Genomic DNA, 23,404 nt, shown 5'->3' with positions numbered 1-23,404 from the left:
CGGTTAGATCTCCTTGATCGGAGTCTCCCCCTGCACAGCCTTGATCAACCCGATCACGTGCAAACAATCCGCCTTGTTCACATACGACTCGCCGCTGGCGATGGTCTCGTGGTTACCCGCCCGCAATCTCCAGCGCCATTGCCCTTTGCCGGTGCTCGGGGTGCCTCTGGATTGCCTGTAAATCTCGAAATACATTCGTTTCGCTCCATGCGATTCATTTGTGCGACAGCCTGTGTGGCGCATGCTCGCAAGCCTAGCGCAGACGGTTTTTTTGGCTATCGGACATTTGTTTCCAATCGTTCGCGGATGTTTCTGAAGGGCACGGGCTAGAGCGCAGCAATAGGCCTGTGGATTGGCCAAAATGACGCCGTCTGCGCCTTGCAACACCGTCGACGCTGCTGCTTAATACGGGACGGCTCATGGCGTCGAATATCGTTCGACGACCGACAAACACTATAAAAAGAGCATTCCTTTTGACTGAGCACGGAACGCAACAGCACAGGCAGGTGACGTTATCGCTGGTGGTCCCCGTTTTTAACGAGGAGGACAGCCTCGACACGTTTTTGCGGCGCATCAATGAAGTCTTCAAGACGCAGACGTTGATCGATCTTGAGTTGGTGTTCGTCAACGACGGCAGCACCGATGCCACGCTCGAACGCCTGCTCGAACATCAGCGACACGATGCACGCCTGCGCATCGTCGACCTGAGCCGCAACTTCGGCAAGGAAGCGGCGTTGTCCGCTGGTTTGCAGACCGCGACCGGGCAGATCGTGGTCCCGATCGATGCTGACCTGCAGGACCCGCCCGAAGTCATCCTGCAGATGATCGAGCGCTGGCGAGAAGGCTTTGAGGTGGTGCTCGGTCATCGCATCAGCCGTCGCAGCGACACCTGGGCCAAGCAGACGTCGGCCCACTGGTTCTATCGCTTGCACAACAAAATTGCCGAACAACCTTTACCTGAAAACGTCGGCGATTTTCGTCTGATGGATCGCTGCGTCGTCGATGCGTTGCTGACGCTGCCCGAATCCCGGCGCTTTATGAAAGGCTTGTTCGCCTGGGTCGGGTTTCGCACCACCCACGTCGATTACGAACGCCCGGAGCGGGTGGCGGGGCAGAGCAAGTTCAACGGCTGGCGCCTGTGGAATTTTGCGTTGGAAGGCATCACCAGTTTCAGCACCGAGCCGCTGCGGATCTGGACGTATGTCGGCGCGCTGGTGTCGCTGGTGTCTTTTGCTTTCGCCATCTTCATTGTGGTGCGCACGCTGATTCACGGTGTCGACATGCCCGGTTACGCCTCGCTGATGGTGGCCGTGACCTTTCTCGGCGGGTTGCAATTGATCGGCATCGGGGTGCTCGGTGAGTACCTGGGCCGCACGTATATCGAATCCAAACGCCGACCGGTTTTTCTGGTGCGTCGCGTCTACGACTCCAAGGACTGATTCATGGATCTCAAGGAAACCGACATCCTCGGCGACAGCATCAACGAGCATTGGTATTACTGCTCGAAAGCCGCGGCCACCCGGCGTTTGCTGGGAGATGCAGCCATCGGCCGAATCCTCGATGTCGGCGCCGGCTCGGGGTTTTTCTCCCACCACTTGCTGACGCATACCGATGCACGCGAAGCGTGGTGCGTGGATATCAGCTATAGCGCCGACTCCAGCGCCACCACCGCCGGCAAACCCGTGCATTACCGTCGCGCAATTGAAACCATCGATGCCGATCTGGTGCTGTTGATGGACGTGCTGGAGCATGTCGATGACGACCTCGGTCTGCTCAAGATGTATGTCGATAAGGTGCCATCGGGCAGCCGCTTTCTGATGACCGTGCCGGCGTTCCAGTTCTTGTGGAGCGGGCACGATGATTTTCTCGAGCACAAGCGCCGCTACACCCTGGCGCAGTTCGAAACACTGGCGCGCGCTGCCGGTTTGTCGGTGCAGCGCGGTGCGTATTATTTCGGCGCGGTGTTTCCGATTGCGGCGGCGTTGCGCTTGTTGCCGCAAGGCGCACAAACCCAGCCACCGCGTTCGCAACTCAAGCGCCATCATCCGCTGGTGAATACGTTGCTCAAGACACTTTGCAGCCTTGAATTACCGTTGATGGGTATGAACCGTCTGGCAGGTTTGAGCGTTTTTGTGCTGGCGCAAAAACCGTGACCTCAGCTGAAAAATCAGCGTTGATCCAGCGGGGTTTGCGTTTTGCCGTGACCGGTGTGTTCGTCACCGCTTTGCATGCGTTGGTCGCGGTGCTGTTTATCCATTTCATCAGTGCGCCGCCGCCCCTCGCCAACGGTGTGGCGTTCGCCGTGGCGACAGTGGTGTCGTATGTGATCAACACCACCTGGAGCTTCTCGGCCCGCTTGCATGGGCGGACCCTGGTGCGGTTTCTGCTGGTTTCGGTCGGTGGTTTTTTTCTGGCGATGTTTGTCGCCTGGGCTGCGCAAATGGCCGGCCTCCACTATTTGCTGGGCATCGGCGCGGTGGCGCTGACGATCCCGGCATTCACCTTCGTACTGCACAACTTCTGGACGTACCGATGAGGGCATTGAACAAGCATCCGGCCCTCGCGCTGCTGCCATTGTTGCTCGGTGTGCTGGCGTTTTTTCTGGTGATCGGCCCGCGCGCCCTGGATCCGCAGAACATCGCTTGGCTGAAGGACGGTGACCCGGCGACGCATTACTTGGGCTGGGTGTATTTCCGGCACTCGCCCTGGACGTTTCCGCTCGGGCTCAACCCTTCTTATGGACTGGAGTTGGGCAGTGCGATCATTTTTTCTGACTCCAATCCACTGCTGGCACTGTTGTTCAAACCGTTCAATGGCTGGTTACCGGAAACGTTCCAGTATTTCGGCTTTTGGTTGCTGGCCTGTTTTGTCCTGCAAGCGTGGTTTGCCTGGAAGCTGCTCGGACTCATCAGCGACAACCCCGTGCTGCGCCTGTTGGGCACCGGTCTGCTGGTGTTTTCGCCGCCGATGTTTGTGCGTACCGGTGGGCATCTTTCTCTGGCCGGCCACTTTCTGATCCTGGCTGCTCTGTATCTGGCCTTGCATCCGGCGCTGACGCGACGGCGACTGGCATGGGGCGCCTTGCTTGCAGCCACCGCGCTGGTGCATGCCTACCTGTTGGTCATGGTGGCTTTGATCTGGATAGCCGATCTGTTTGGCAAAGTCATGCTCGGCACTCTGACTCGTCGGCAGGGGCTGATAGAGTTCGGCAGTCTGTTTGCCCTGGTCAGCGTATGTTGCTGGCAGGCGGGTTATTTCAGCATTGTCGACGGCGCCGGTGGTGGCGGTTTCGGTTGGTATCGGATGAATCTGATATCCCTGTTCGACGCTGAGGGGTGGTCATACGTACTGCCAAGCTTCGCGACGGGCGGCGGCGACTACGAGGGCTTCAACTATTTGGGCCTTGGGGTGCTGTTGCTGGTGCCCGCCGCGGGTTTTGCCATGCTGCGCAGCAATATTCGCGTCAAGGCGTTGCTGAGCCGTTGGCCATGGCTAATGTTGGCGATGCTCGGGCTGACGGTATTTGCCTTGTCCAATCAAATTGGCCTGGGCGCTCACACGTTCAGTTATCCGCTGCCGAAAACCGTTGAGGGGCTGGCGAGTATCTTCCGTGCCTCGGGCCGGATGTTCTGGCCGGTGTTCTATGCCATCGTTTTACTGGTTACGTTTCTGGTGGTGCGTGGCTATCGACCGGCGTTCGCCATGGGGCTGCTGGCGCTGGCGCTGACGACCCAGATCGTCGACACGCGAATTGCCTGGGCGGGGTTGAGAGCGACAAAAATGGTCCCGCAAACTTCGGCCTGGGCCAGCCCGATGCACGATCCGTTCTGGAACAGTGCGGCCGCTCACTACAAGAATATCCGTGCGTTGATCCCCAAAAACCAGTCGGATCAGTGGCAGGTCCTAGCCGATTTTGCCGCGGCTCATGGTTTGAAGACCGATGCAGTTTATATGGGGCGCATGAGCCCCAAGGCGCTCGAAGAGGCTCAGCGTGACGCGCAACGCCGGCTGAGTGCCGGACAATACGAAGCCGATTCGCTGTACATCCTCGACGATGATTCGCTGGACCTGGCCATCCAGAATGTTCATAGCGATACCGATCTGCTGACCCGGGTCGATGACTTTGTCGTATTGGCCCCAGGCTGGAAGCGCTGTGATCAATGTGTGGCGATGGTCGATGAGGGGCGCTCGATGTCAGCTGTTCCGTTGAGCCAGCCCGGCCTGGTGCAAGCGTTCAATCGCAAGAGCCGGCAGTTGGTCAAAGGCTGGGCCGCTCCGGAAGCGTGGGGCACCTGGAGTGAAGGGCAAGACGCCGAAATCGCGCTGCGTGTGGCGCCAGATACCCGCTCGATTGTCATCGACGTGCTGGCTTTCGTCATGCCGCCCAAACTGACTCAACGGGTCATCGTCAGTGTCAATGGCATTGAAGTCTTGTCGACTCGCCTGACGCAGGTTCAGGGCAATCTGCTGGAAATTCCGCTCAACCCGGCTGTCCGCGAAACGCTGGTCGATGGCCGGGTCGTGACGATCCAGGTGCATTTGCCCGATGCCACCAGTCCACGCAATCTGGGGTTGAACGATGATGCTCGGGTGATGGGGCTGGGGCTGAAATCGCTGACCGTTCGCTGAGGCTCGGCCGGCCGTGCAAAGGTTGATGGACGCCGGGCCCAAGGCCTTTCTACACTGCCCGTATTCCGGGGAGCAGGGGGCAATGGATGAACCGCAATGAACTACGCAAAGCCGACATCAACCTGATGGTGGTGTTCGAAACCTTGATGCTGGAACGCAATGTGACCCGGGCGGCCGAGAAGCTGTTTCTCGGCCAGCCGACCATCAGCTCGGCGCTCAACCGCTTGCGGACGATGCTCAACGATCCGCTGTTCATCCGCGTCGGCCATCGCATGGAACCGACGGCCCGTGCCGAAGATATCTTTCGCCATCTCAAGCCGGCGCTGGATTCGCTATCCGTGGCGCTGAGCCTGACCCGCGATTTCGATCCAGCGGTCAGTACCATGACTTTCCGTATCGGCCTGTCCGATGACGTCGAGTTCGGCCTGTTGCCGCCGCTATTGCGTGCACTGCGTCAGGAGGCACCGAACGTGGTGTTCGTGGTGCAACACGTCGATTACTGGCGGATTCCCGATCTGCTCGCCGCTGGCGACATTACTGTCGGCATCAGCCAGACCCGAGGTCTGCCGGCCAATGCCAAGCGCAAACTGCTGCGGCATATTCAGCCGAGCATCCTGCGTGCCGACGCCAGCGATACGCCGCTGACGCTGGATGAATATTGCGCACGTCCGCATGTGCTGGTTTCGCACACGGCCAACGTCAGTGGTTTCGCCGATGAGTGGCTGGCGGAGCTGGGGCGCACGCGCCAAGTGGTGCTGTCGGTGCCGCAATACAGTGCTTTACCAGCGCTGCTGGCCGGTACTGATCTGATTGCCAGCCTGCCGGATTACACTGCGGCGGCCATGGCCACTTCCGGATTACTGTTCAAGGAACCGTTTCCGTTCAAGACGCCAACGCTGGATTTGTCGATGGTCTGGCTCAGTCATGTGGACAGCGATCCGGCTGAGCGCTGGTTGCGTTCGCGGCTGGAGCAATTCATGAGTGAACGGCCATTGACCGCAGCCTGAGCCATGACACCGTGTAGGAGCTGCGGCACGCTGCGATCTTTTGATCTTCAAATCTCACGATCAAAAGATCGCAGCCTCGTTTCACTCGACAGCTCCTACAGGGATTGGTGATGAGCCGCATGTGCTATATGTACGACCTTTCTGCCAACTGACTGGGGATATGCAATGCCACACCTGCACATGGAATACACCGCCAACCTGCCACAGTTGAACGCCGACGTCGCGTTGATCCGCCTCAACAACACGCTGGTGGGCTCCGGTCAGTTCGCGGCGGAGTTCGATATCAAAAGTCGTGCGGTGAAAGTCGAGACCTTCAAGGTCGGTACCGCCATGGCCGAGCGCGCCTTCGTCTATGTGAAGCTGGCGCTGCTCAGCGGACGTTCGCCGCAGATCAAGAAGCAGTTGTCAGAGAGCCTGTTGGCGGTCTTGCAGGACCTGTGCGAATGGCCGGCCGGTGTCGAGGTGCAGCTGTGCGTTGAGCTGGTCGACATGGATCGCGAGTCCTATAGCAAAACCGCGATTGGTGTGTAGGACTCAGGCCGCTTCAAGTTCGCTGCACACCTTGACCACCTGCTCGCGCAACCACAGGTTGGCGCTGTCCTGATCCACGCTCTGGCTCCACTGCATGTCGAGGGTGAAGCCTGGCAAGCCGTTTGGCGCCTCGCAGTGATTGAACACCGCCTCGTTGGTCAGCAAACGCTGGATACGGCGGGGCAGGGTGAGGATGAAGTCGGTCCCGGTGATCATTTTCAATGCCGCACTGTAGCTGTTCGAGCGCGCGACGATCTGGCGCTTCTGCGCCTGTCGCGCCAGCCAGCCATCGACCATGTTGGTGGTCGACGTCCACGGTGTCGGGAACACATGCCGGCGTTCGGTAAAGGCCTGCAGACTCAAGCGCGGTTCCAGTGGCGTGGCACGTTTGTCGAAGACACAGACCAGATCATCCTCCAGCAACATCCGTGATTTCAGGTCGGTGTGATGGCGGTGGAAGTTGGGGCCGAAGCTGATCACCAGATCGAGGCTGCCGTCGCGCAACTCATCCGCCGGGACGTCGGTCTCGAACTTGTGCATGTTGACCATCACCGGCAAATCATCGAAATCGAAACGCTTGAGCAGGCGCGGCAGGATCAGTTGCTCGAAGTATTCCGGGGCGCAGATGTTGAAGGTGACGGCTTGCTGGGTCGGGTCGAACGTGGGGGCGCCGGCGTGGCACAGGTTGATGCTTTCGAGGATCTTCTGCACATGGCCGTACATGGTGCTGGCCTTGTAGGTCGGACGCATGCCGGTGCGGGTATTGATAAACAGTTCGTCTTCGAAACTGGTGCGCAGTTTTTTCAAACAGTAACTGACGGTGGACTGGCTGACGAACAGGGTTTCTGACACGTCGGTAACGCTGCTTTGCTCATAAACAGCGATAAACACCATGAGATCCTGCATGTCGAGCTTTCGTAGCAAGTTACTGTTCAGCATCCGTTCCGTCTCGCTGTGCTCCTTGCGCTGAATCCGCGCAAACGTGTGCGAACGATCCTAACGGAACGATGGTGCCAGGACAAAGCCCTGTAGGACGTTTCACGGTCAGTTGTGGGACAGAAAGTTTTACTAACACGACGTCGCCGACAAAACCGTTGTAAGGTGGCCAGAAGCCTTTATCTCGACGAGGGAAAGTGTCGGGCGTAATGCCTGGGATCGAAGCGCCACACCATCAACAGCATCACCCCCATCACAGCCGTCAGCGACCACCAGGCCCATTCGAAACTCCCAAGCCAATCGCGGATCATTCCGGCCAGCAGCGGCGAAAGGCCGGCGATCAAGTAACCGATGCCCTGCACGAACGCGGTCAGGCCACCGGCGCGTTGCGGGTTATCGAAATGATCGAGCGAGACGATCAGGCTCATCGGAAACAAACCGCCAATGCCCAGCCCCAACAGGCACGGCCACAGCAGGCTGAGCTGTTGTGGACTGAGGATCAGGCCGCAAAACCCGGCGATGATCAGCATCAGTAACGCCATCAGAATCACGCGGCGATCGCGGCTGCGATTGGCGATAGCGGGAACCACCAGGCCGGAAATCACCTCCATGGCCGTCAGAAAACCTAACAGCAGTCCGGCGTTTTGTTCGCTCCAGCCTTTTTCCACGTAGTACGGGGCGAGCCAGGCGAGAACACAGGTGTAGGACGCTGTCCCCAAACCAAAGAAGATTGCCAGTAACCAGGCGCGGGAATTGCCTAAGAACCAATCTTTCCTCGCTGCCGCCATTTCCGTGGAGGGTTGCTGGCGGCGTTGGAGCCACCAGAACACAATCGCGAGTAAAGCCAGAATCGCCCAGAAGGCCAGACCGCTGCGCCAGCTTCCGGTTTGCACCATCACCAGTGGCGCCAGCGAGGCGGCAAGCGCGGCGCCACCCATGATCGACGTGACGTACAAGCCCATGCACAGCGCGACGTTGTCGGCGAAGCGCGATTTGATCAGCGCCGGCATCAACGCCTGAATCAGTGCAATGCCGATGCCGGCCAGCACGGCGCTGGCGATCAGTTCGGCTGCCGATTCGATAAACAGTCGCGACAGCGTCGCCAGGCCAATGATCAGCAACGACAGCAATACCGTCCGTTGCTCACCCAGCCGTTGACTGATGCCAATGCCGAAAAACATCGCCAGCCCCATGGCCGTCACCGGCAGCATGGTCAGCAAAGAAGCGACACTGAAGCTCAGCGGGATATCGCCGCGAATGGCCGACAGTAGGGGGCCGACCGTCGCCATCGACGGACGCAAATTGAGCCCGACGAGAATGATGGCGAACATCAACCAGACAGCGGGGCGGGCGGTGGCGCGGAGGTTTTCCATCATCAGACCTTTGAGCGGGGCCAACGATTAGGCGCGGAACCGCTTGTGCCGGGCAAACCAGAAAATCCACAGCCCTTTTTAAAAATCAAATACCGATCCCTGTAGGAGCTGTCGAGTGCAACGAGGCTGCGATTTTTTGATCTGGCTTTAAAGATCAAGATCAAAAGATCGCAGCCTGCGGCAGCTCCTACAGGGGACGCATTGTTTACTGAATAAAACCTGAACCATTCTCAAATACTTCACAAGTTTCAGCATAAAGGTATAAGCCAACTAATCATTGGCGTCTTTTTCACAAAAAATTGATGGTTGCCTGCTTAAAGTTTGTCATGCCTTAGTTAATGAAATTTTCACAATTGAATTTTCCAACATTGACCGAGGCTCGTCTTTTCAGGAATGACCCCTTCTATGTTGAAGTTAAAAGCCGTGCGCCCGGAATGGCTGACGTTGATTGCCAGTGCCTTTCTTTTACTGGGCTGCAATGTTGTGCTCTGGCAGCACCTGTTCGAGATCACCGCTGCCGATGGCAATGGCCTCGCCATGCGCTTGGCGTTTGGGGTGATGATCCTCGCCGCGTTCAACATCGTGCTGACGGTTCTGGCTTTTCGTCCAGTGCTCAAACCGCTCTTGACGCTGATATTTCTGATCAGCGCCGGTGTGGCTTATTTCATGAGCCAATATGGCGTCATGATCGACGCCGGCATGTTTCGTAACTTTGCCGAAACCAATGCCACGGAAGTGCGTGACCTGCTCGCGTGGAAGTTGTTTGCTTATATTCTGTTGCTCGGTGTTTTACCGTCCTTGTTACTGTGGAAAGTGCCAGTCAGCTATCGTCGCTGGCACCGCGAGTTGATCAGCAAAGTTATTGTCAGTGTCGTTTCGGTCGCGGTGATTGGCGCGGTGGCATTGGTCAACTATCAGGGCCTGTCCTCGCTGTTTCGCAATCACCACGAAATTCGTTTGATGTTGGTGCCCAGCAACTACATCGGCGCTTCGGCCGGTTACCTGCGTGAGCAAGTGGTCTCGGCACAGCAACCGTTCATCAAGATCGGCGAAGATGCCCGGCGCAATCCCGAAGTGCAGCTTCAGCCGCGTAGATCCCTGACCGTGCTGGTCGTGGGCGAAAGCGCCCGAGCGGAGAACTTCGGCATCCTCGGTTATGACCGGGACACCACCCCGCAACTGGACAAGGAAGCCGGGTTGATCGCCTTTACCGATGTGCACTCCTGCGGTACGGAAACGGCTGTTTCGGTGCCGTGCATGTTCTCCAATATGGGTCGCAAGGATTACGACGCGAGCAAGGCGAAAAATGAAGAGGGCCTGCTCGACGTGCTCAAGCGTGCCGGCATCGATGTGATCTGGCGCGACAATCAGTCGGGCTGCAAAGGCACTTGCGATCGGGTCACTCTGCAAGATGTGAGCAACCTGAAAGATCCGGCACTGTGTGCCAACAACGAGTGCCGCGATGAAATCCTCCTGCAAGGTCTGCAAAGTTTTATCGACCATCTAAACAAGGACACCGTGCTGGTTTTGCACCAGATGGGCAGCCATGGCCCGGAATACTTCAAGCGTTATCCGAAGGAATACGAGCACTTCACGCCTGTTTGTGAAAGTAACGCGCTGAACAATTGCAGCCGTGAAAGTATCGTCAACGGTTACGACAACACGCTGGTGTACACCGACCATGTGCTATCGAGCCTGATCGATGTATTGCGCAGCAATCAGGACAAAGTCGATACCGCCATGTTGTATCTGTCGGACCACGGCGAGTCGCTGGGCGAATACAACTTGTTCCTGCACGGTACGCCTTACATGTTGGCGCCAGAGCAACAAAAGCATGTAGCGATGCTGGCGTGGTTCAGCGACAGCTATCAAAAGGCCTATTCGGTCGATACCCATTGCCTGCAAATGAGCCGCGACAAACCGCTGAGCCAGGACAACCTGTTCCACTCGATGCTTGGCCTGCTCGAGGTCAAGAGCAAGGTCTATCAGCCGGGTCTGGACATGTTTGCCGGTTGCCGTGGTGCGGTGATCGACGGCGTACTCGCCAAGGACTGAGTCCAATCGGCTCCGTCGTTCTGAGACGACGGGGCTTTCTGCTTCTTCTGTCAGACTATTCTTGCTCTCTGGCAGGACATTTCGTTACAGCTCTTGCCCTTCACAGGCGCGTAAATCGCCGGTGGCGATATATACTGCGCGCCATTCTTCAAGGGAGAGCCGTGTGGCCATCGATATTCACTGGATTCGCGACAACGAAAGCCTCGCGCAGTTTTGCGCCGAGTGGCAGCAGCTGCCGTTCGTTGCCCTCGACACCGAATTCATGCGGGTCGACACCTTCTACCCGATTGCCGGCCTGTTGCAGGTCGGCGACGGCAAACGCGCCTACCTGATCGACCCGTTGACCATCAACGCCTGGCAACCGCTGGCCGCCTTGCTGGAAAACCCGGCGGTGCTCAAAGTCCTGCACGCCTGCAGCGAAGACCTCGAAGTGCTGTTGCGTCTGACCGGCAGCCTGCCGGCGCCGATGTTCGACACGCAACTGGCTGCCGCTTACTTGAACCTCGGTTTCTCGATGGGCTATTCGCGGCTGGTGCAGGAAGTGCTTGGCATCGAACTGCCGAAGGGCGAGACCCGTTCCGACTGGTTGCAGCGCCCGTTGTCCGAGACGCAAATCAGCTACGCCGCCGAAGATGCCGTGCATCTGGCGGAGGTTTTCGTACAGCTGCGGCCGAAACTGTCTGACGACAAATTTGCCTGGGTATTGGAGGACGGTGCCGAACTGGTCGCCAACCTGCGCCGCGAAACCGATCCTTACGAGGTCTACCGCGAGGCCAAACTGGCGTGGAAACTGTCCCGTGCGCAGTTGGCCGTTCTGCGTGAGTTGTGCGCCTGGCGTGAAAAAGAGGCCCGCGCCCGCGATCTGCCGCGCAACCGCATCGTCCGTGAGCATTCGCTGTGGCCGCTGGCCCGCACGCAACCGGACAACCTTGCAGCGCTGGGCAAGATCGAAGACATGCACCCGCGTACCGTGCGTCAGGACGGCCAATTTCTGCTTGATCTGATCAAGCGCTCTGGCAGTGTGGGGCCTGATCAATGGCCGCCCGCCGTAGCGGAGCCATTGCCGATCGAAGCCGCCGCGTTGATCAAACAATTGCGCGCATTGGGCCAGGCTGAGGCCGAGCGTCTGGGTATTGCCCCGGAACTGATGCTGCGCAAGAAAACCCTCGAAGCCCTGGTCAAAAGCGGTTATCCCGAGGGTCCTTACCAATTGCCTGAGTCGTTGCGTGGCTGGCGCCGCGAACTCATGGGCCAGAAGCTGCTCGACAGCCTGGCCACCGCCGGAGAACAGCCTTGAAACGTATTTGTTCCATCTACCAAAGCTCCAAGCGCAGCGGCATGTACCTTTATGTGCTCAAAAGTGATGCGCTTGAGCGTGTGCCGGAAGCGCTGATGCTGGCGTTCGGCAAGCCGAAGCATTCCTTCGACCTGGTGCTGTCGCCCGAGCGCAAACTGGCCAGCGAGGACATCGTCGTGGTTCTGGAAAACCTCGACAAGCAGGGCTACCACCTGCAAATGCCACCGGCCGAGGACGAGTACATCGAGCACTTGCCCGAAGAGTTGCTGCGACGCAACGACCCGGTCTGATCTGCGCGGCTCTGTTCTGAGTCTCGGTTTACCCTGGAACTGTTTTTACCGCGATGGCCGTCCGAATCCGGCGGCCATCTGCACGGTTTGCGAAAGGTTTGAAGATGCGCGTTCTGATTGCCGAACACGACCACGCGATATACGCCCGGCTGCTGCGTCAGGCAGCGCCCGAGGTTGAAGTACTGACCAGCGGCGACTCCGCCGAGCTGGCTCGTCAGGCCGCCGATTGCCCGGTGTGGCTCGGCCAGCCCGATCTATTGGCGACCCTGCTGCGTCAGGGTCATCAACCACAGTGGCTGCAATCGACCTGGGCCGGCATCACGCCGTTGCTCGCTGACGGTTTGCGCCGCGATTACCGTTTGACCCGTGCGGTGGGGATTTTCGGTCAGGTGATGGCTGAATACGTGCTGACCTACATCCTCGGCCATGAGCGCGAAGTGCTCGCACGACTGGTCAGCCAGGTCGAACGCAAGTGGGACAACCGCAGCGGCCAGAGCCTGGTCGGACGCAAAGTGCTGATCGTCGGCACGGGTGACATTGGCCAGAGCGTGGCGCAGTTCCTGCTGCCATTTGGCATTGAGTTGTACGGCATCGCCAGCAGCGCCCGCCAGCAGGCGCCGTTTGTCGAAGTCGGTTCGATGGCCGATCTGCCGCGTCTGGTGGGCGAGGTGGATTACGTGGTCAACCTGTTGCCGAACACCGAGCACACCCACGATATCTACGATGCGGCGCTGTTCAAGCAATTCAAACCGACCGGGTTGTTTATCAACGCCGGACGGGGTGTCGCGGTGGTTGATGCCGATCTGGTGGACGCGTTGAAGGAAGGCCATCTGGCGGGGGCGGTGATCGACGTTTGCCGTCAGGAGCCACTGCCACAGCGCCATCCGTTCTGGACCGCGTGGGGTTTGCTGCTGACCGGGCACAGCTCGGCACCGACGTCACCGGCGTTGATGGTGCAGCTGTTTGTCGAGAATCTGAAGGCGTATCAGGCGGGTGAGGCATTGCGCGGGGAAGTGGATTTCAACCGCGGATATTGATCTCCTTGCTTCAGATCGTTCCCACGCTCCGCGTGGGAATGCAGCCGGGGACGCTCTGCGTCCCATTGGAACGCGGAGCGTCCCTTGAGTCATTCCCACGCGGAGCGTGGGAACGATCATTTGCGGTGTGGCTTAGAGGCTGAAGTCGCCTTCAGCCGCCAGTTCGTTCAGCGGACGGCGCGGGCTCGGCTCTTCACGGGCTTGCAGGTATTCAGCCAGCGTTGCCTTGTCACCGAGTTTGCCGACCGCCACGGCCGCGTGCAGCGCGTAACCTTCAGGAATATTCAGCTCCTTGCGCGTCAGCTCCTGATCGAAACCAGCCATGCCGTGGGTGTGCCAGCCGCTGATGCTTGCTTGCAACGCCAAATGGCCCCACGCCGAACCGGTGTCGAAGGTGTGCCACAACGCTGGGGTTTCTTCCGTCGCGCCGGGTGCAGTGAACGTGGTTTTCGAAATCACGATCACCAGCGCCGAGGCGTGCTGCGCCCAGCTACGGTTGAATTCATTGAGCAGACCCAGATAACGCTCCCAGTTCGGCGTATCGCGACGCGCATAGAGGAAACGCCACGGCTGCGAGTTGTACGCCGACGGCGCCCAGCGCGCGGCTTCGAAAAAGCTCAGCAGGGTTTCTTCCGGGATCGCTTCGCCGGTGAAGGCACGCGGCGACCAGCGGTCGGTGAATTGCGGGTGAATGGCGTAATCGGCAACGCGAGGGTTGGCACTCATGGAGAGATTCCTTGCTACGGTTGAGTCAGGGATTTGCATGAAAACCCGGCGGGATCAGTTGCGCTGAACGATGGGGTTTTCCGAGCCTGAGGGTTCACCACAATGCAACGCGGTCGAGCGTTAATGGCTTGTGGGCAAGGCTCCTTGCGACTGGCAAAGCTACGCGCCGCCACAAAAACTGACAAGTCCCGCACAACCGGCAGTCGCCAACGCTTGGCCCGCAAGGCCTTGAGCACTAGACTGGCGGCCTTTTCACCACCTGATGTTGATGCTTGAGCCATGGCCGCCGAAGTCGAACCGTTCTGGAAACGCAAAACCCTCGATCAGCTGAATCACCAGGAATGGGAATCGCTGTGCGACGGCTGTGGTCTGTGCTGCCTGCAAAAGCTCGAGGATGAGGAAGACAACAGCGTTTACTACACGCGCATCGCCTGCAAACTGCTGGACCTGAACACCTGCCAGTGCAGCGATTACCCGAACCGCATCAAATTTGTCCCGGACTGCATCCAGCTCACCCCGGGCCAGGCCGAAGAATTCAAATGGCTGCCGCCGACCTGCGGTTATCGACTGGTCAGCGAAGGCAAGGATCTGCCGTTGTGGCACCACTTGGTTTGCGGCGATCGCGACGCGGTGCACCACGAGCGGATTTCCCAGTCCGGGCGCATGCTCGCCGAAGGCAGCGTGCCGGAAGATGACTGGGAAGATCACCTGATTTTCCGCGCGGGCTGAATACCTGCGGATTCAAGCTTTACCAAGGAGTGCGTATGGCTGTCGGATTGTCGCGAGCGTTGATGATTGCGCTGCTGGCGCTGAACACGCCGGCATGGGCGGCGAAGAAAGTCGATCTGGATTATCACGTGCGCTTGTTGCCACAGAGCGATCAGGCCGAAGTACGCCTGACCCTGGCCAAAGGCGAGGCGGTGCGCAGTCTCGATTTTGATCTTGGCGACGGCAGTCATTACAGCGACTTCAAGGCTGACGGCCAGTGGCTGCTGAGCCCGGGCAAAAACGCCCGGGGCGTCTGGCGTCCGACCAGTGACAAGTCCAGCCTGACCTACCGCGTACGCGTCAGCCACGGCCGCAAGAACGGCAGCTTCGACACGCGCATGACCCCGACTTGGGCGTTGATGCGCGGCGATGAACTGGTGCCGCCAGCCAAACTCGATCAGCAGGACGGCACCGAACTGGTCGCGCGTCTGCAATTCGAATTGCCCGACGGTTGGAAGAGCATCGAAACCGCGTGGCCGCGCATCGGCAAAAACAAATTCCGCATCGACAATCCCTCGCGCCTGTTCGACCGCCCGACCGGCTGGATGCTCGCCGGCCACCTCGGCAGCCGCCGCACTCGCTTGGGTGAAACCGAGGTCACCGTGGCCTCACCGCAAGGGCAGGGCATGCGCCGAATGGATGTGCTGACGTTGCTGACGTTTGTCTGGCCGCAGGTGCAGGCTGTGTACCCGCGACATCCGAGCAAGCTGTTGATCGTCGGTGCCAGCGACCCGATGTGGCGCGGCAGCCTCGGTGCGCATGAATCCATTTACGTGAATACGCGATTGCCGCTGGTCAGCGAAAGCGGCAGCAGCGCGCTGGTGCGTGAGCTGGCACAGGTTTTCGGGCGCATTAACGACGAGCAGCGTAGCGACTGGATCAGCGAAGGCTTTGCCGAGTATTACGCCATTGAACTGGTGCGCCGCGCGGGCGGCATGAGCGATGAGCGTTATCAGAGTTTGCAGGCGAAACTGAGCAAGGACAGCCAGAAAGTCACGACCTTGCGCGGCGAGCAGATCAGCCCGGCGCAGGTGGCGAAAGCGGTGGTGCTGTTGCAGGAACTGGATGGCGAGATTCGTTTGAAGACGCGCAACAAGCGTTCGCTGGATGATATCTTGCGTGGAGCGATGCATCTGGGGACGGTGAGTACCAAGGAGTTTGTGCAACTGGCCGAGAGCGTGCTTGGCGAGTCGTCCAAAGTCCTCGATACCGCGTTGCTACAGTAAAGATCAAAAGATCGCAGCCTGCGGCAGCTCCTACCTGTGGAATGCGTTTTCCCTGTAGGAGCTGCCGCAGGCTGCGATCTTTTGCTTTTAAGCTATCAAACCCCGGCTTTCGGCGATTTCACCGAATCATTGCCGGTCACGATGGCAGTGCTGGTCGCCGCCTCGGCATTGGCTTTCAGCTTGCTCAGCTCTTCCCCGGCCCTTTCGATCTTCGCCCGCACGTTGTTCATGTCCTGACGACTTTTCTCAAACAGGCTTTTCACCGAACTGTGCCCGGTAATCCCGCGCGCCATGGCCACGCCGCCAATCGCCACCTGAATCAAGCCGAACACACCGCCACGGCGCAGGCCCTTGCCGACCATGATCACGCCGCCCGCGAGCGAGCCGATACGCTCCCAGCCTTCGACGTTCTGCTCGGAACGACTCTGGAACGGGGTGGATTCGATACGTTCGACACGTTTGAGCTCGGTCATGATCTTTCTCCAGGCAATGAGTAATGGATAAACAAGCTGACTGCCAGAGCGGTCAGCTCGTTCCATCAAATGTACGACGCTTCAGCGGAATTTTGGCCCGGAGCGGGTGTTCAAGCCCTTGGCCATGCGGTCGTAGAGCACGACGTTGACCGTGGCGGCGAGGTTCATGCAGCCGGTGGTCGGGATGTACACGACGTCTTCGCACCAGTCGCGGATCTCTTTGTCCAGCGAGCCGTCTTCCGGGCCGAAGATGTACAGGGCGCGATCCGGGTGGGTGTATTCCGGCAGCGGGCGGGCGCCCTCGACCAGTTCCACGGCGACCGGCACGCAGTTGAGCGGGAGGATCTTTTTCAAATCGTCGATGCCGATCAGCGGGATGTCGTAGTGCACGCGTTTGGTGTCGGTGACGAAGTCGGCGGCGCGTTCATAACGCTTGCCGGTGTAGAACACCGACGCCACGCCATAACAGCCTGCGGCGCGCATCACCGAACCGACGTTCTCCGGTGATTTGGGGTTATACAAACCAATGCAGCTGTACCGTTTGTCTGCCACGAGCGGGGTGCCTTCGGGAAAAAGAGGGCGATTATACGGGGATTGGGGGAGGGCGGGCAGATTCGAGATCTGTGGTGTTCGGGAGATCGCTATCGCGAGCAGGCTCACTCCTACAGGGGAACGCATTCCAAAATGTAGGAGTGAGCCTGCTCGCGATGGGGCCTTAACGGCCAATAAAGATCTCTAATCTTCTTTCTTCATCAACCCGGCCAGCGCGGCAAACGGGTTGTGCGTGGCCTTGGCGATCTTCGGCGTGCTCAGCGAGCCTTCGCTGAAATACTGCTGGTCGGTATAGCGCGAGTGTTCGTTGTCGTGGCAATACAGGCACAACAATTCCCAGTTCGAGCCGTCCTGCGGGTTGTTGTCATGGTTGTGGTCGCGGTGGTGCACGGTCAGTTCGCTCAGGCGCTTGCCGGAAAACTCACGGGTGCAGCGGCCACAGACATGCGGGTACATCTTCAGGGCTTTGTCGCGGTAGCCCATTTCCTTGTCGCGCTGGTTGTCGGCGAGGATGCGATCCAGCTTCGACGTGTTGGTTGGGGTGGACGAACTCATGGGTTCACCTTTGTAAAAGACTAATGACGGTTATGCGCAGAGTTTAGCTCAGCCCTTGAGCTTCTCGGCAATCCAGATTGTGTGCCGCGTGCCCTTGTTGCCGTGGGCGAAGACTTGGACTTCTTCGGCCTTGAAACCGGCCTTCTTCAATTTGTCGGAAAACAGTCGGTCAGCGCTGGCCGACCACACGGCGAGCACGCCTTTGGGGCGCAAGGCTTTGGCGCAGGCATTCAGACCCGCGGCGGAGTAAAGCCAACTGTTGGCCTTCTGCGTCAGGCCTTCGGGGCCGTTGTCGACGTCGAGCATGATCGCGTCGAAACCGTTCGGCTCACTTTGCAGGACCTTGGCCACGTCTTCCTGACGGATCACCGTGCGCGGATCGAGCAGCGGCCGACCGGACTTTTCGCCGAGCGGGCCACGGTTCCACTCGACCACGCCGGGTACCAGTTCCGCGACCACCACTTCGGCAGTTTTACCCAGATGCTTGAGTGCGGAGGCGAGGGTGAAACCCATGCCCAGACCACCGATCAGTACTCGCGAATCCGGGCGGCCAGCAACCTTGCGGCAAGGAATCTCGGCCAGTGCATCTTCGGAGCCGTGCATGCGCGTGTTCATCAATTGTCCGCCGTCGCCGCCCTGGATCTTGATGACAAAATCCTCGCCATACTCGAACAGGCACAGGGCACCGCCGCTTTCAGGGATCGGGGTGGTGTCGAGCAGAACGAAACGTTTCATGGAAATCTCTACAAGGGGGAAGGCAAGCAGGCTCGTTGGGAGTAGCCTGAGCGCAGACTAGAGGCCAAACGGAGCCCTTGATGAAGCGCACCATTCTAACGGTCATTGCCCTGGCCGCGCTCTCGATTACTGCAGTGCAGGCGCAACAGGCGATTCCGGTCAGCCCGGCGCCGCAACCTGGCTCGCCCGGGACAGCGACACCGACGCCGTATCCGCAGATCACGCCGATCAACATTCCCAAGTCCGGTGCCGGCAGCGGCAGCCCACCGCTGGTGCCGATCGAAATGCCCAGCCCGCCGAGCAAGGATCAGCCGGTGCCGGGTATCGAACCGACCGGCACCAAGGCAAAATCTCCCGGCGGTTAAACCTGTTGCGCCGCCAGTTGACCGTCGGCCATGCGCAGGCGTTTCGACAGGGAAACGGCGAGGGCGCGGATGATCTTCGCGGCGATCTTCGGCGCGTCGTTGAGCATTTTTTCCAGCGAATCCTTGCCGAGGTTCAATAGCTGGCAGTTAGTCGCGGCGATGCAGGTGGCCGAGCGGCGTTCACCGTCGAGCACGGCCATTTCACCAAACGCCCGACCGCTGCGCAGGGTAGCCATGGTGATCACCTGACCATCGGGCCCGGTTTTCTGCACGGCGACCTGGCCGGTGTGGAGGATGCACATGAAACTGCCGGCATCGCCCTCGCGGAAAATCGCCTCGCCTTCAGCCACGGTGCTGATGCTGAAGTAGCCGGAAGCGGCCGCAAAGTCGGCCAGCTGCAATTGATCGAACAGGCCGCAGTCCATCAGCCAGTCGCGGATTTCGTTGTTCAGTAAGGTCGGTTCTGACATGTCGTCACGGTCTTTTTGTTTTCACTGTTTCAGGCTTCAGACGATCCCTTGTAGGAGCTGCCGAAGGCTGCGATCTTTTGATCCTGCCTTTGAAAAAATCAAAATCAAAAGATCGCAGCCTTCGGCAGCTCCTACAGGGATCTGTGTGGTATCGGCCTCTTGGGTCTGCAATTAAGACCCAAGTGACCGACGGAGTTCCTCAGGCCAGACCCAAAACCTTGAAAACAAATGCGTATTCGAGCGCTACGTCACGTAATCCCTGATAACGCCCGCTCATCCCGCCATGCCCGGCGCCCAGTTCCGTTTTGAGCAGCAGCACATTGTTGTCGGTCTTGGTGGCGCGAAGTTTTGCCACCCACTTGGCCGCTTCCCAGTACTGCACGCGGCTGTCGTTGTAGCCGGCGATTACCAGCGTCGCCGGATAATCCTGCGCGCTGACGTTTTCGTACGGCGCGTACGCCTTGATCCGCTCGTAAACCTCCGGCTCTTCGGGATTGCCCCACTCGTCGTACTCGGTAACGGTCAGCGGCAGCTCCGGGTCGAGCATGGTGTTGAGCACGTCGACGAACGGCACTTCGGCAATCGCCACGCCGAACAGATCCGGACGCTGGTTCAGCACTGCACCAATCAGCAAACCGCCGGCGCTGCCACCGCTGATCGCCAGTTTTTCAGCCGTGGTAATGCCGTTGAGGATCAGAAACTCGGCGCAGGCAATGAAGTCGCTGAAGGTGTTGTGCTTGTGTTCCTGTTTGCCGGCGCGATACCAGGCCTCGCCCAGTTCACCGCCGCCGCGCACGTGAGCAATGGCGAAGGCCATGCCACGATCCAGAAGACTCAGACGGGCATGGGAGAACCACGGATCAAGGCTCGAGCCGTAAGCGCCATAACCGTACAGATACAGCGGCACCGCTTGGCCAACCATTTCGCGCTTCATCACCAGGCTGATCGGTACTTGCGTACCGTCCGGTGCCGTCGCCCACAGGCGCTGGCTGACGTAAGCGTCGGCGTCGAACGGGCCGAGTACCGGAGTTTCTTTCAACACCGCCTGTTCGCCGCTGGCGAGGATCAGTTGGCGAACCTGTGCCGGACGGTTCAACGCCTCGTAGCGCAGACGAATGCGGTCGCTCTCGAACTCCAGGCTGTTTTGCACATAGAGGCTGTAGGCCGCGTCCGGCAATTGCACGCGATAAGGCGTCAGACCGTGTGGGTGAACTTCGATGATCGGCAGGCCACCCTCGCGCAGACTCAGGGTCATGGCCTCGGTGTTGAGGCTGACGCCATCAAGCATCACTGTGTCGCTGTGGGGGATCAGGTTTTGCCAGTCGGCTTCGGTCGGCGCGGTGCCGGTGTCCGGGGCCTGATACAGGGCGTAGTTGATACCGTCACGGTTGGTGCGGATAAACCACGTCCAGACGCCATCGAGCAGGCCGTGATCGACATCGTATTCGTGATCTTCGACGCGCGGCGCCAGGCAAGTGAACGGCAGGTGCGGCTGATTGGCGTCGAGTGCCCAGACTTCACTGGTGGTCTTGCTGCCCAGCGATAACAGCAATTGCTGCTCGGAACTGGAACGGTAGCAGTGCAGGAAGAAACGCCCGTCCGGTTCGTGGAAAACTTCTTCGGCAGCGGTGCCGTCGAGGCGATAACGGAACAGTTTGTGTGGGCGATGGGTGTCGTCGAGTACGCCGAAAAACAGGGTCAGGCTGTCATTGGCCCAGGTCATGCTGCCGTCGCAATCTTCGAATTCCAGTTCGCTGACTTTGTCGTTGGACAGTTCCTTGACGAACAGCGTGTAGATCTCATCGCCCGAGGCATCGACGCTGTAGGCCAGACGCTGGTGATCGGGGCTGATGCTGAACGCACCCAGCGAGAAGAACCCGCCGTTGGCCAGCACATTCGGGTCGAGCAGCAGTTGCTCGCGGCTTTCGTCGAGGCTCAGGCTGTCGTCCGCCGGTCGCGGGCAACGGTAGTGCCGGGCGTATTCGTCACCGGCGGTGGTGCGCGTGTAATACAGGTACGGGCCCCACGGCGATGGCAGGGACAGGTCGGTTTCGAGGATCCGGCCCTTGATCTCTTCGAACAGGATTTCACGCAGCTCGGCCTGATCGGCGGTCTGCGCTTCCTGCCAGGCGTTTTCGGCCTTGAGGTAATCGAGCACCGCGTCGGTGTCGCGCTCCTGCAGCCAGGCATACGGGTCGGCACCGGCAGCCTTGTGGGCGATCGGGGCACTGATGACGTTGGCGGATTGGGGCATGGAAGGCTCTCGGACAATATACGGAATAGGGTTTTCGCAGCTTTTGAAACCGTCGCAGGCCCCTGTGGGAGCGAGCCTGCTCGCGAAAGCGGTGGGTCAGACAACAATGTTTCAACTGACAGTCCGTATTCGCGAGCAGGCTCACTCCCACAGGTCGTGTGTCTATTGGGACAAGCCGCACGGGCGAAAAGTCGTTACTATAAGCGCCTCTTTGCCTGCCTTGCCATGGACACCATGACCGAGAACGACTATCTGATCGCCTGGGGCCTCTACGCCTTTGCCGCTGTGGGCTGCCTGTTGGTATGGATGCGCCTGACTACCTGGATGTGGCGCTGGTTGCGCGAGCCGCTGCGCGTGCTGATGGCGGTGTTGCTGTTCAGCCCGACCATCATTGATCCGGTGAAAGCCAAGGTTGCGCCGTCCATTGCCATCACCGCGCTGGACCTGGCCTTCAAGGTCGGCAACAACGCCTGGCGTGCAGTCTCCGATCTGTTCATGTACAGCATGATCGCTTTCGGCATTTACCTGATTTTCGTGGCGATCCGCTTCCCGATCGAACGTGCTTCGCGTGCGCGTCGTGAACAGGCAGAAGCCGCCAAAGCCGCCGCTCGCGCTGATGACCGCGATGACGATCAACCGTTTGGCGGTGCCGGTGATGACCGTTATGGTCGTCCACCTCTGCCGAACAATCCGCAGCGCATGCGGGTCGAGCCGCGCCTGTAACCCGAGAGTCCGCACATGTGTGAATTACTGGGCATGAGTGCCAACGTGCCGACCGATATCGTGTTCAGCTTCACCGGCCTGATGCAGCGTGGCGGTCGTACCGGCCCGCACCGCGACGGTTGGGGCATCGCTTTCTATGAAGGCCGTGGCTTACGGCTGTTTCAGGATCCGGCTGCGAGTTGCGAGTCGGAAGTCGCCAATCTGGTGCAGCGTTATCCGATCAAGAGCGAAGTGGTCATCGGCCACATCCGCCAGGCCAACGTCGGCAAGGTCTGCCTGTCCAACACTCACCCGTTCGTCCGCGAACTGTGGGGGCGTAACTGGTGTTTCGCGCACAACGGCCAGCTCGCCGATTTTACGCCGATCAAAAGCTTCTACCGCCCGGTCGGCGATACCGACAGCGAAGCGGCGTTCTGCGATTTGCTCAACCGCGTGCGTGCAGCATTCCCGGAGCCGGTCGATATAGAAGAGCTGTTGCCGGATCTGGTCGCTGCCTGCGCCGAATACCGCAGCAAAGGCGTGTTCAACTGCCTGCTCAGCGATGGTGACTGGCTGTTCTGCTATTGCTCGACCAAACTCGCACAGATCACCCGCCGTGCACCGTTCGGCCCGGCGCGTCTAAAGGATGTCGACGTGATTGTCGATTTCCAGGCGGAAACCACGCCCAACGACGTGGTCACGGTGATCGCCACCGAACCTTTGACCGAAAACGAAACCTGGACCCGCTACGAACCGGGCCAATGGAGCCTGTGGCGACGCGGCGAATGCGTCAGCCAGGGCAAGACCGAATAAGGATTGCACCCCATGTTGCTCAGTTATGTACGGCTGGTGTTGTTTGCGGCGGGCCTGTTGATCGGTGTCCAGGTGCCGGGGTTCATCAACGATTACGCCAAACGCGTGGAGGCGCACCTGATCGAAGCGCAGACCGGTTTGCGCGGTTTTCAAGGGACTGCCGAGCAGTTCTTCAAGGGCGATATGCAGGCACTGGTCGCGCATTACCGCGCCAGTGAAGATCCGATCTTCCGCAGCGACGCCGACAGTCTGAACACCTTGCTCACGCGTCAGGTGGCTTTGGACAAGCAGTTCCAGGCGATGCAAGGCCCGTGGTACATCCGCTTCCTGCAAGTGGTGCTGGCCGCTGACCCGGATATTCGCAAGGAAACCTGGAACGGCTACAGCTACCAGATCCTGCTGACCCCGGAAGCGATGATCTGGGGCATGAGCGGGGCGTTGCTGCTGTCGTTCGGGATTGAGTGCCTGTTCCGCTTGATCGACTGGGTGGTGCTCGGTGGCCGACGCCTGCGCCAGAGCCGGCCGATCGAAGACCGCGACGTGCGCGGTCTCTGATGATCGTTCCCACGCTCTGCGTGGGAATGCCTCAACGGACGCTCCGCGTTCGGCT

Annotated in this window: 26 protein-coding genes; 16 read left to right on the top strand and 10 right to left on the bottom strand. The window is 59.4% G+C overall.

Going from position 1 to position 23,404, the window contains the following annotated elements; genetic code table 11:
- Window positions 1–3 precede the first annotated feature (3 nt).
- Entirely contained in the window at window positions 4–195 is a 192-nt protein-coding gene (locus CKW17_RS05590; RefSeq protein ID WP_095119102.1) for a DUF1508 domain-containing protein, read from the bottom strand.
- Between the two features lie 278 nt (window positions 196–473).
- On the opposite strand from CKW17_RS05590, the gene CKW17_RS05585 reads away from it, so the two are divergent.
- The 6 genes from CKW17_RS05585 (at window position 474) to CKW17_RS05560 (ending at window position 6,167) form a co-directional block, all read left to right on the top strand.
- Window positions 474–1,439, top strand: coding sequence for a glycosyltransferase family 2 protein (locus CKW17_RS05585; protein WP_095119101.1), 966 nt, complete (start codon window positions 474–476; stop codon window positions 1,437–1,439).
- A gap of 3 nt (window positions 1,440–1,442) precedes the next feature.
- On the top strand, window positions 1,443–2,153 hold the full coding sequence (locus tag CKW17_RS05580; protein WP_095119100.1) for a bifunctional 2-polyprenyl-6-hydroxyphenol methylase/3-demethylubiquinol 3-O-methyltransferase UbiG: 711 nt from the start codon (window positions 1,443–1,445) through the stop codon (window positions 2,151–2,153).
- Window positions 2,150–2,536, top strand: a complete 387-nt coding sequence (locus CKW17_RS05575; protein WP_095119099.1) for a GtrA family protein — start codon at window positions 2,150–2,152, stop codon at window positions 2,534–2,536. Before CKW17_RS05580 ends, CKW17_RS05575 begins: the two co-directional genes overlap by 4 nt.
- Window positions 2,533–4,629 carry a DUF6311 domain-containing protein gene (locus CKW17_RS05570; protein ID WP_095119098.1) on the top strand — a complete coding sequence of 699 codons (2,097 nt, stop codon included), beginning with the start codon at window positions 2,533–2,535 and terminating at the stop codon, window positions 4,627–4,629. Before CKW17_RS05575 ends, CKW17_RS05570 begins: the two co-directional genes overlap by 4 nt.
- Window positions 4,630–4,715: 86 nt before the next feature.
- A complete protein-coding gene (locus tag CKW17_RS05565; protein ID WP_077571542.1) occupies window positions 4,716–5,636 on the top strand; it encodes a LysR substrate-binding domain-containing protein in 921 nt (306 codons plus the stop codon).
- A gap of 165 nt (window positions 5,637–5,801) precedes the next feature.
- On the top strand, window positions 5,802–6,167 hold the full coding sequence (locus CKW17_RS05560; RefSeq protein ID WP_007911370.1) for a 5-carboxymethyl-2-hydroxymuconate Delta-isomerase: 366 nt from the start codon (window positions 5,802–5,804) through the stop codon (window positions 6,165–6,167).
- Window positions 6,168–6,170: 3 nt separating this feature from the next.
- Here CKW17_RS05560 and CKW17_RS05555 read toward each other — a convergent pair whose 3' ends face one another.
- Window positions 6,171–7,106, bottom strand: coding sequence for a LysR family transcriptional regulator (locus CKW17_RS05555; protein WP_034153164.1), 936 nt, complete (start codon window positions 7,104–7,106; stop codon window positions 6,171–6,173).
- Between the two features lie 176 nt (window positions 7,107–7,282).
- Window positions 7,283–8,476, bottom strand: coding sequence for a cyanate transporter (locus CKW17_RS05550; RefSeq protein ID WP_095119097.1), 1,194 nt, complete (start codon window positions 8,474–8,476; stop codon window positions 7,283–7,285).
- Between the two features lie 405 nt (window positions 8,477–8,881).
- Between CKW17_RS05550 and CKW17_RS05545 the strand changes: the two genes are divergently transcribed.
- The 4 genes from CKW17_RS05545 (at window position 8,882) to CKW17_RS05530 (ending at window position 13,155) form a co-directional block, all read left to right on the top strand.
- On the top strand, window positions 8,882–10,531 hold the full coding sequence (locus tag CKW17_RS05545) for a phosphoethanolamine transferase (RefSeq protein ID WP_095119096.1): 1,650 nt from the start codon (window positions 8,882–8,884) through the stop codon (window positions 10,529–10,531).
- A gap of 163 nt (window positions 10,532–10,694) precedes the next feature.
- Window positions 10,695–11,828, top strand: coding sequence for a ribonuclease D (gene rnd, locus CKW17_RS05540; protein WP_093438244.1), 1,134 nt, complete (start codon window positions 10,695–10,697; stop codon window positions 11,826–11,828).
- On the top strand, window positions 11,825–12,118 hold the full coding sequence (locus tag CKW17_RS05535) for a YcgL domain-containing protein (protein WP_007911350.1): 294 nt from the start codon (window positions 11,825–11,827) through the stop codon (window positions 12,116–12,118). Before rnd ends, CKW17_RS05535 begins: the two co-directional genes overlap by 4 nt.
- Before the next feature lie 104 nt (window positions 12,119–12,222).
- A complete protein-coding gene (locus CKW17_RS05530; protein ID WP_095119095.1) occupies window positions 12,223–13,155 on the top strand; it encodes a D-2-hydroxyacid dehydrogenase in 933 nt (310 codons plus the stop codon).
- A gap of 132 nt (window positions 13,156–13,287) precedes the next feature.
- Here the strand turns inward: CKW17_RS05530 and CKW17_RS05525 are convergent, their stop codons facing one another.
- Complete coding sequence (locus CKW17_RS05525) at window positions 13,288–13,881, bottom strand: nitroreductase family protein (protein WP_095119094.1); 594 nt, start codon at window positions 13,879–13,881, stop codon at window positions 13,288–13,290.
- 279 nt (window positions 13,882–14,160) lie between these two features.
- Between CKW17_RS05525 and CKW17_RS05520 the strand changes: the two genes are divergently transcribed.
- Both CKW17_RS05520 and CKW17_RS05515 read left to right on the top strand, forming a co-directional pair.
- Window positions 14,161–14,610, top strand: a complete 450-nt coding sequence (locus CKW17_RS05520; protein ID WP_095119093.1) for a YcgN family cysteine cluster protein — start codon at window positions 14,161–14,163, stop codon at window positions 14,608–14,610.
- A 35-nt stretch (window positions 14,611–14,645) separates the two neighbouring features.
- Window positions 14,646–15,875, top strand: coding sequence for a hypothetical protein (locus CKW17_RS05515; protein WP_095119092.1), 1,230 nt, complete (start codon window positions 14,646–14,648; stop codon window positions 15,873–15,875).
- A 95-nt stretch (window positions 15,876–15,970) separates the two neighbouring features.
- Here CKW17_RS05515 and CKW17_RS05510 read toward each other — a convergent pair whose 3' ends face one another.
- The 4 genes from CKW17_RS05510 to CKW17_RS05495 all read right to left on the bottom strand — a co-directional run bounded on the left by CKW17_RS05510 (window position 15,971) and on the right by CKW17_RS05495 (window position 18,190).
- Entirely contained in the window at window positions 15,971–16,348 is a 378-nt protein-coding gene (locus CKW17_RS05510; RefSeq protein ID WP_095119091.1) for a DUF2892 domain-containing protein, read from the bottom strand.
- An 81-nt stretch (window positions 16,349–16,429) separates the two neighbouring features.
- Window positions 16,430–16,900, bottom strand: coding sequence for an RNA methyltransferase (locus CKW17_RS05505; protein ID WP_007911337.1), 471 nt, complete (start codon window positions 16,898–16,900; stop codon window positions 16,430–16,432).
- Window positions 16,901–17,083: 183 nt separating this feature from the next.
- Window positions 17,084–17,455, bottom strand: a complete 372-nt coding sequence (locus CKW17_RS05500; RefSeq protein ID WP_007911336.1) for a YajD family HNH nuclease — start codon at window positions 17,453–17,455, stop codon at window positions 17,084–17,086.
- 48 nt (window positions 17,456–17,503) lie between these two features.
- Window positions 17,504–18,190: a spermidine synthase gene (locus CKW17_RS05495; protein WP_007911335.1), complete on the bottom strand. Its 687-nt coding sequence runs from the start codon at window positions 18,188–18,190 to the stop codon at window positions 17,504–17,506.
- Between the two features lie 80 nt (window positions 18,191–18,270).
- Here CKW17_RS05495 and CKW17_RS05490 point away from each other — a divergent pair, with 80 nt between their 5' ends.
- Window positions 18,271–18,555: a hypothetical protein gene (locus CKW17_RS05490; RefSeq protein ID WP_095119090.1), complete on the top strand. Its 285-nt coding sequence runs from the start codon at window positions 18,271–18,273 to the stop codon at window positions 18,553–18,555.
- On the opposite strand, the gene CKW17_RS05485 is transcribed toward CKW17_RS05490, so the two are convergent.
- Window positions 18,552–19,025 (bottom strand): cyclic nucleotide-binding domain-containing protein, encoded by a 474-nt coding sequence (locus CKW17_RS05485; RefSeq protein WP_095119089.1) that lies wholly within the window; start codon window positions 19,023–19,025, stop codon window positions 18,552–18,554. The two genes, CKW17_RS05490 and CKW17_RS05485, sit on opposite strands and share 4 nt — an antisense overlap.
- A gap of 199 nt (window positions 19,026–19,224) precedes the next feature.
- On the bottom strand, window positions 19,225–21,279 hold the full coding sequence (locus CKW17_RS05480; RefSeq protein ID WP_095119088.1) for a S9 family peptidase: 2,055 nt from the start codon (window positions 21,277–21,279) through the stop codon (window positions 19,225–19,227).
- A gap of 225 nt (window positions 21,280–21,504) precedes the next feature.
- Between CKW17_RS05480 and CKW17_RS05475 the strand changes: the two genes are divergently transcribed.
- From CKW17_RS05475 to CKW17_RS05465, 3 genes are read left to right on the top strand one after another with little or no spacing between them, the layout of a single operon-like run.
- Window positions 21,505–22,002 carry an MFS transporter gene (locus tag CKW17_RS05475; protein WP_095119087.1) on the top strand — a complete coding sequence of 166 codons (498 nt, stop codon included), beginning with the start codon at window positions 21,505–21,507 and terminating at the stop codon, window positions 22,000–22,002.
- A 15-nt stretch (window positions 22,003–22,017) separates the two neighbouring features.
- On the top strand, window positions 22,018–22,794 hold the full coding sequence (locus CKW17_RS05470; protein ID WP_007911322.1) for a class II glutamine amidotransferase: 777 nt from the start codon (window positions 22,018–22,020) through the stop codon (window positions 22,792–22,794).
- A 12-nt stretch (window positions 22,795–22,806) separates the two neighbouring features.
- Window positions 22,807–23,349, top strand: a complete 543-nt coding sequence (locus tag CKW17_RS05465; protein WP_034153178.1) for a DUF2937 family protein — start codon at window positions 22,807–22,809, stop codon at window positions 23,347–23,349.
- Window positions 23,350–23,404 lie beyond the last annotated feature (55 nt).

Source organism: Pseudomonas sp. Irchel s3f10 (genome assembly GCF_900187515.1).
In the GTDB taxonomy this organism is placed as follows: Bacteria; Pseudomonadota; Gammaproteobacteria; order Pseudomonadales; family Pseudomonadaceae; genus Aquipseudomonas; species Aquipseudomonas tensinigenes.
This window is presented reverse-complemented; position numbering and strand designations above follow the sequence as displayed.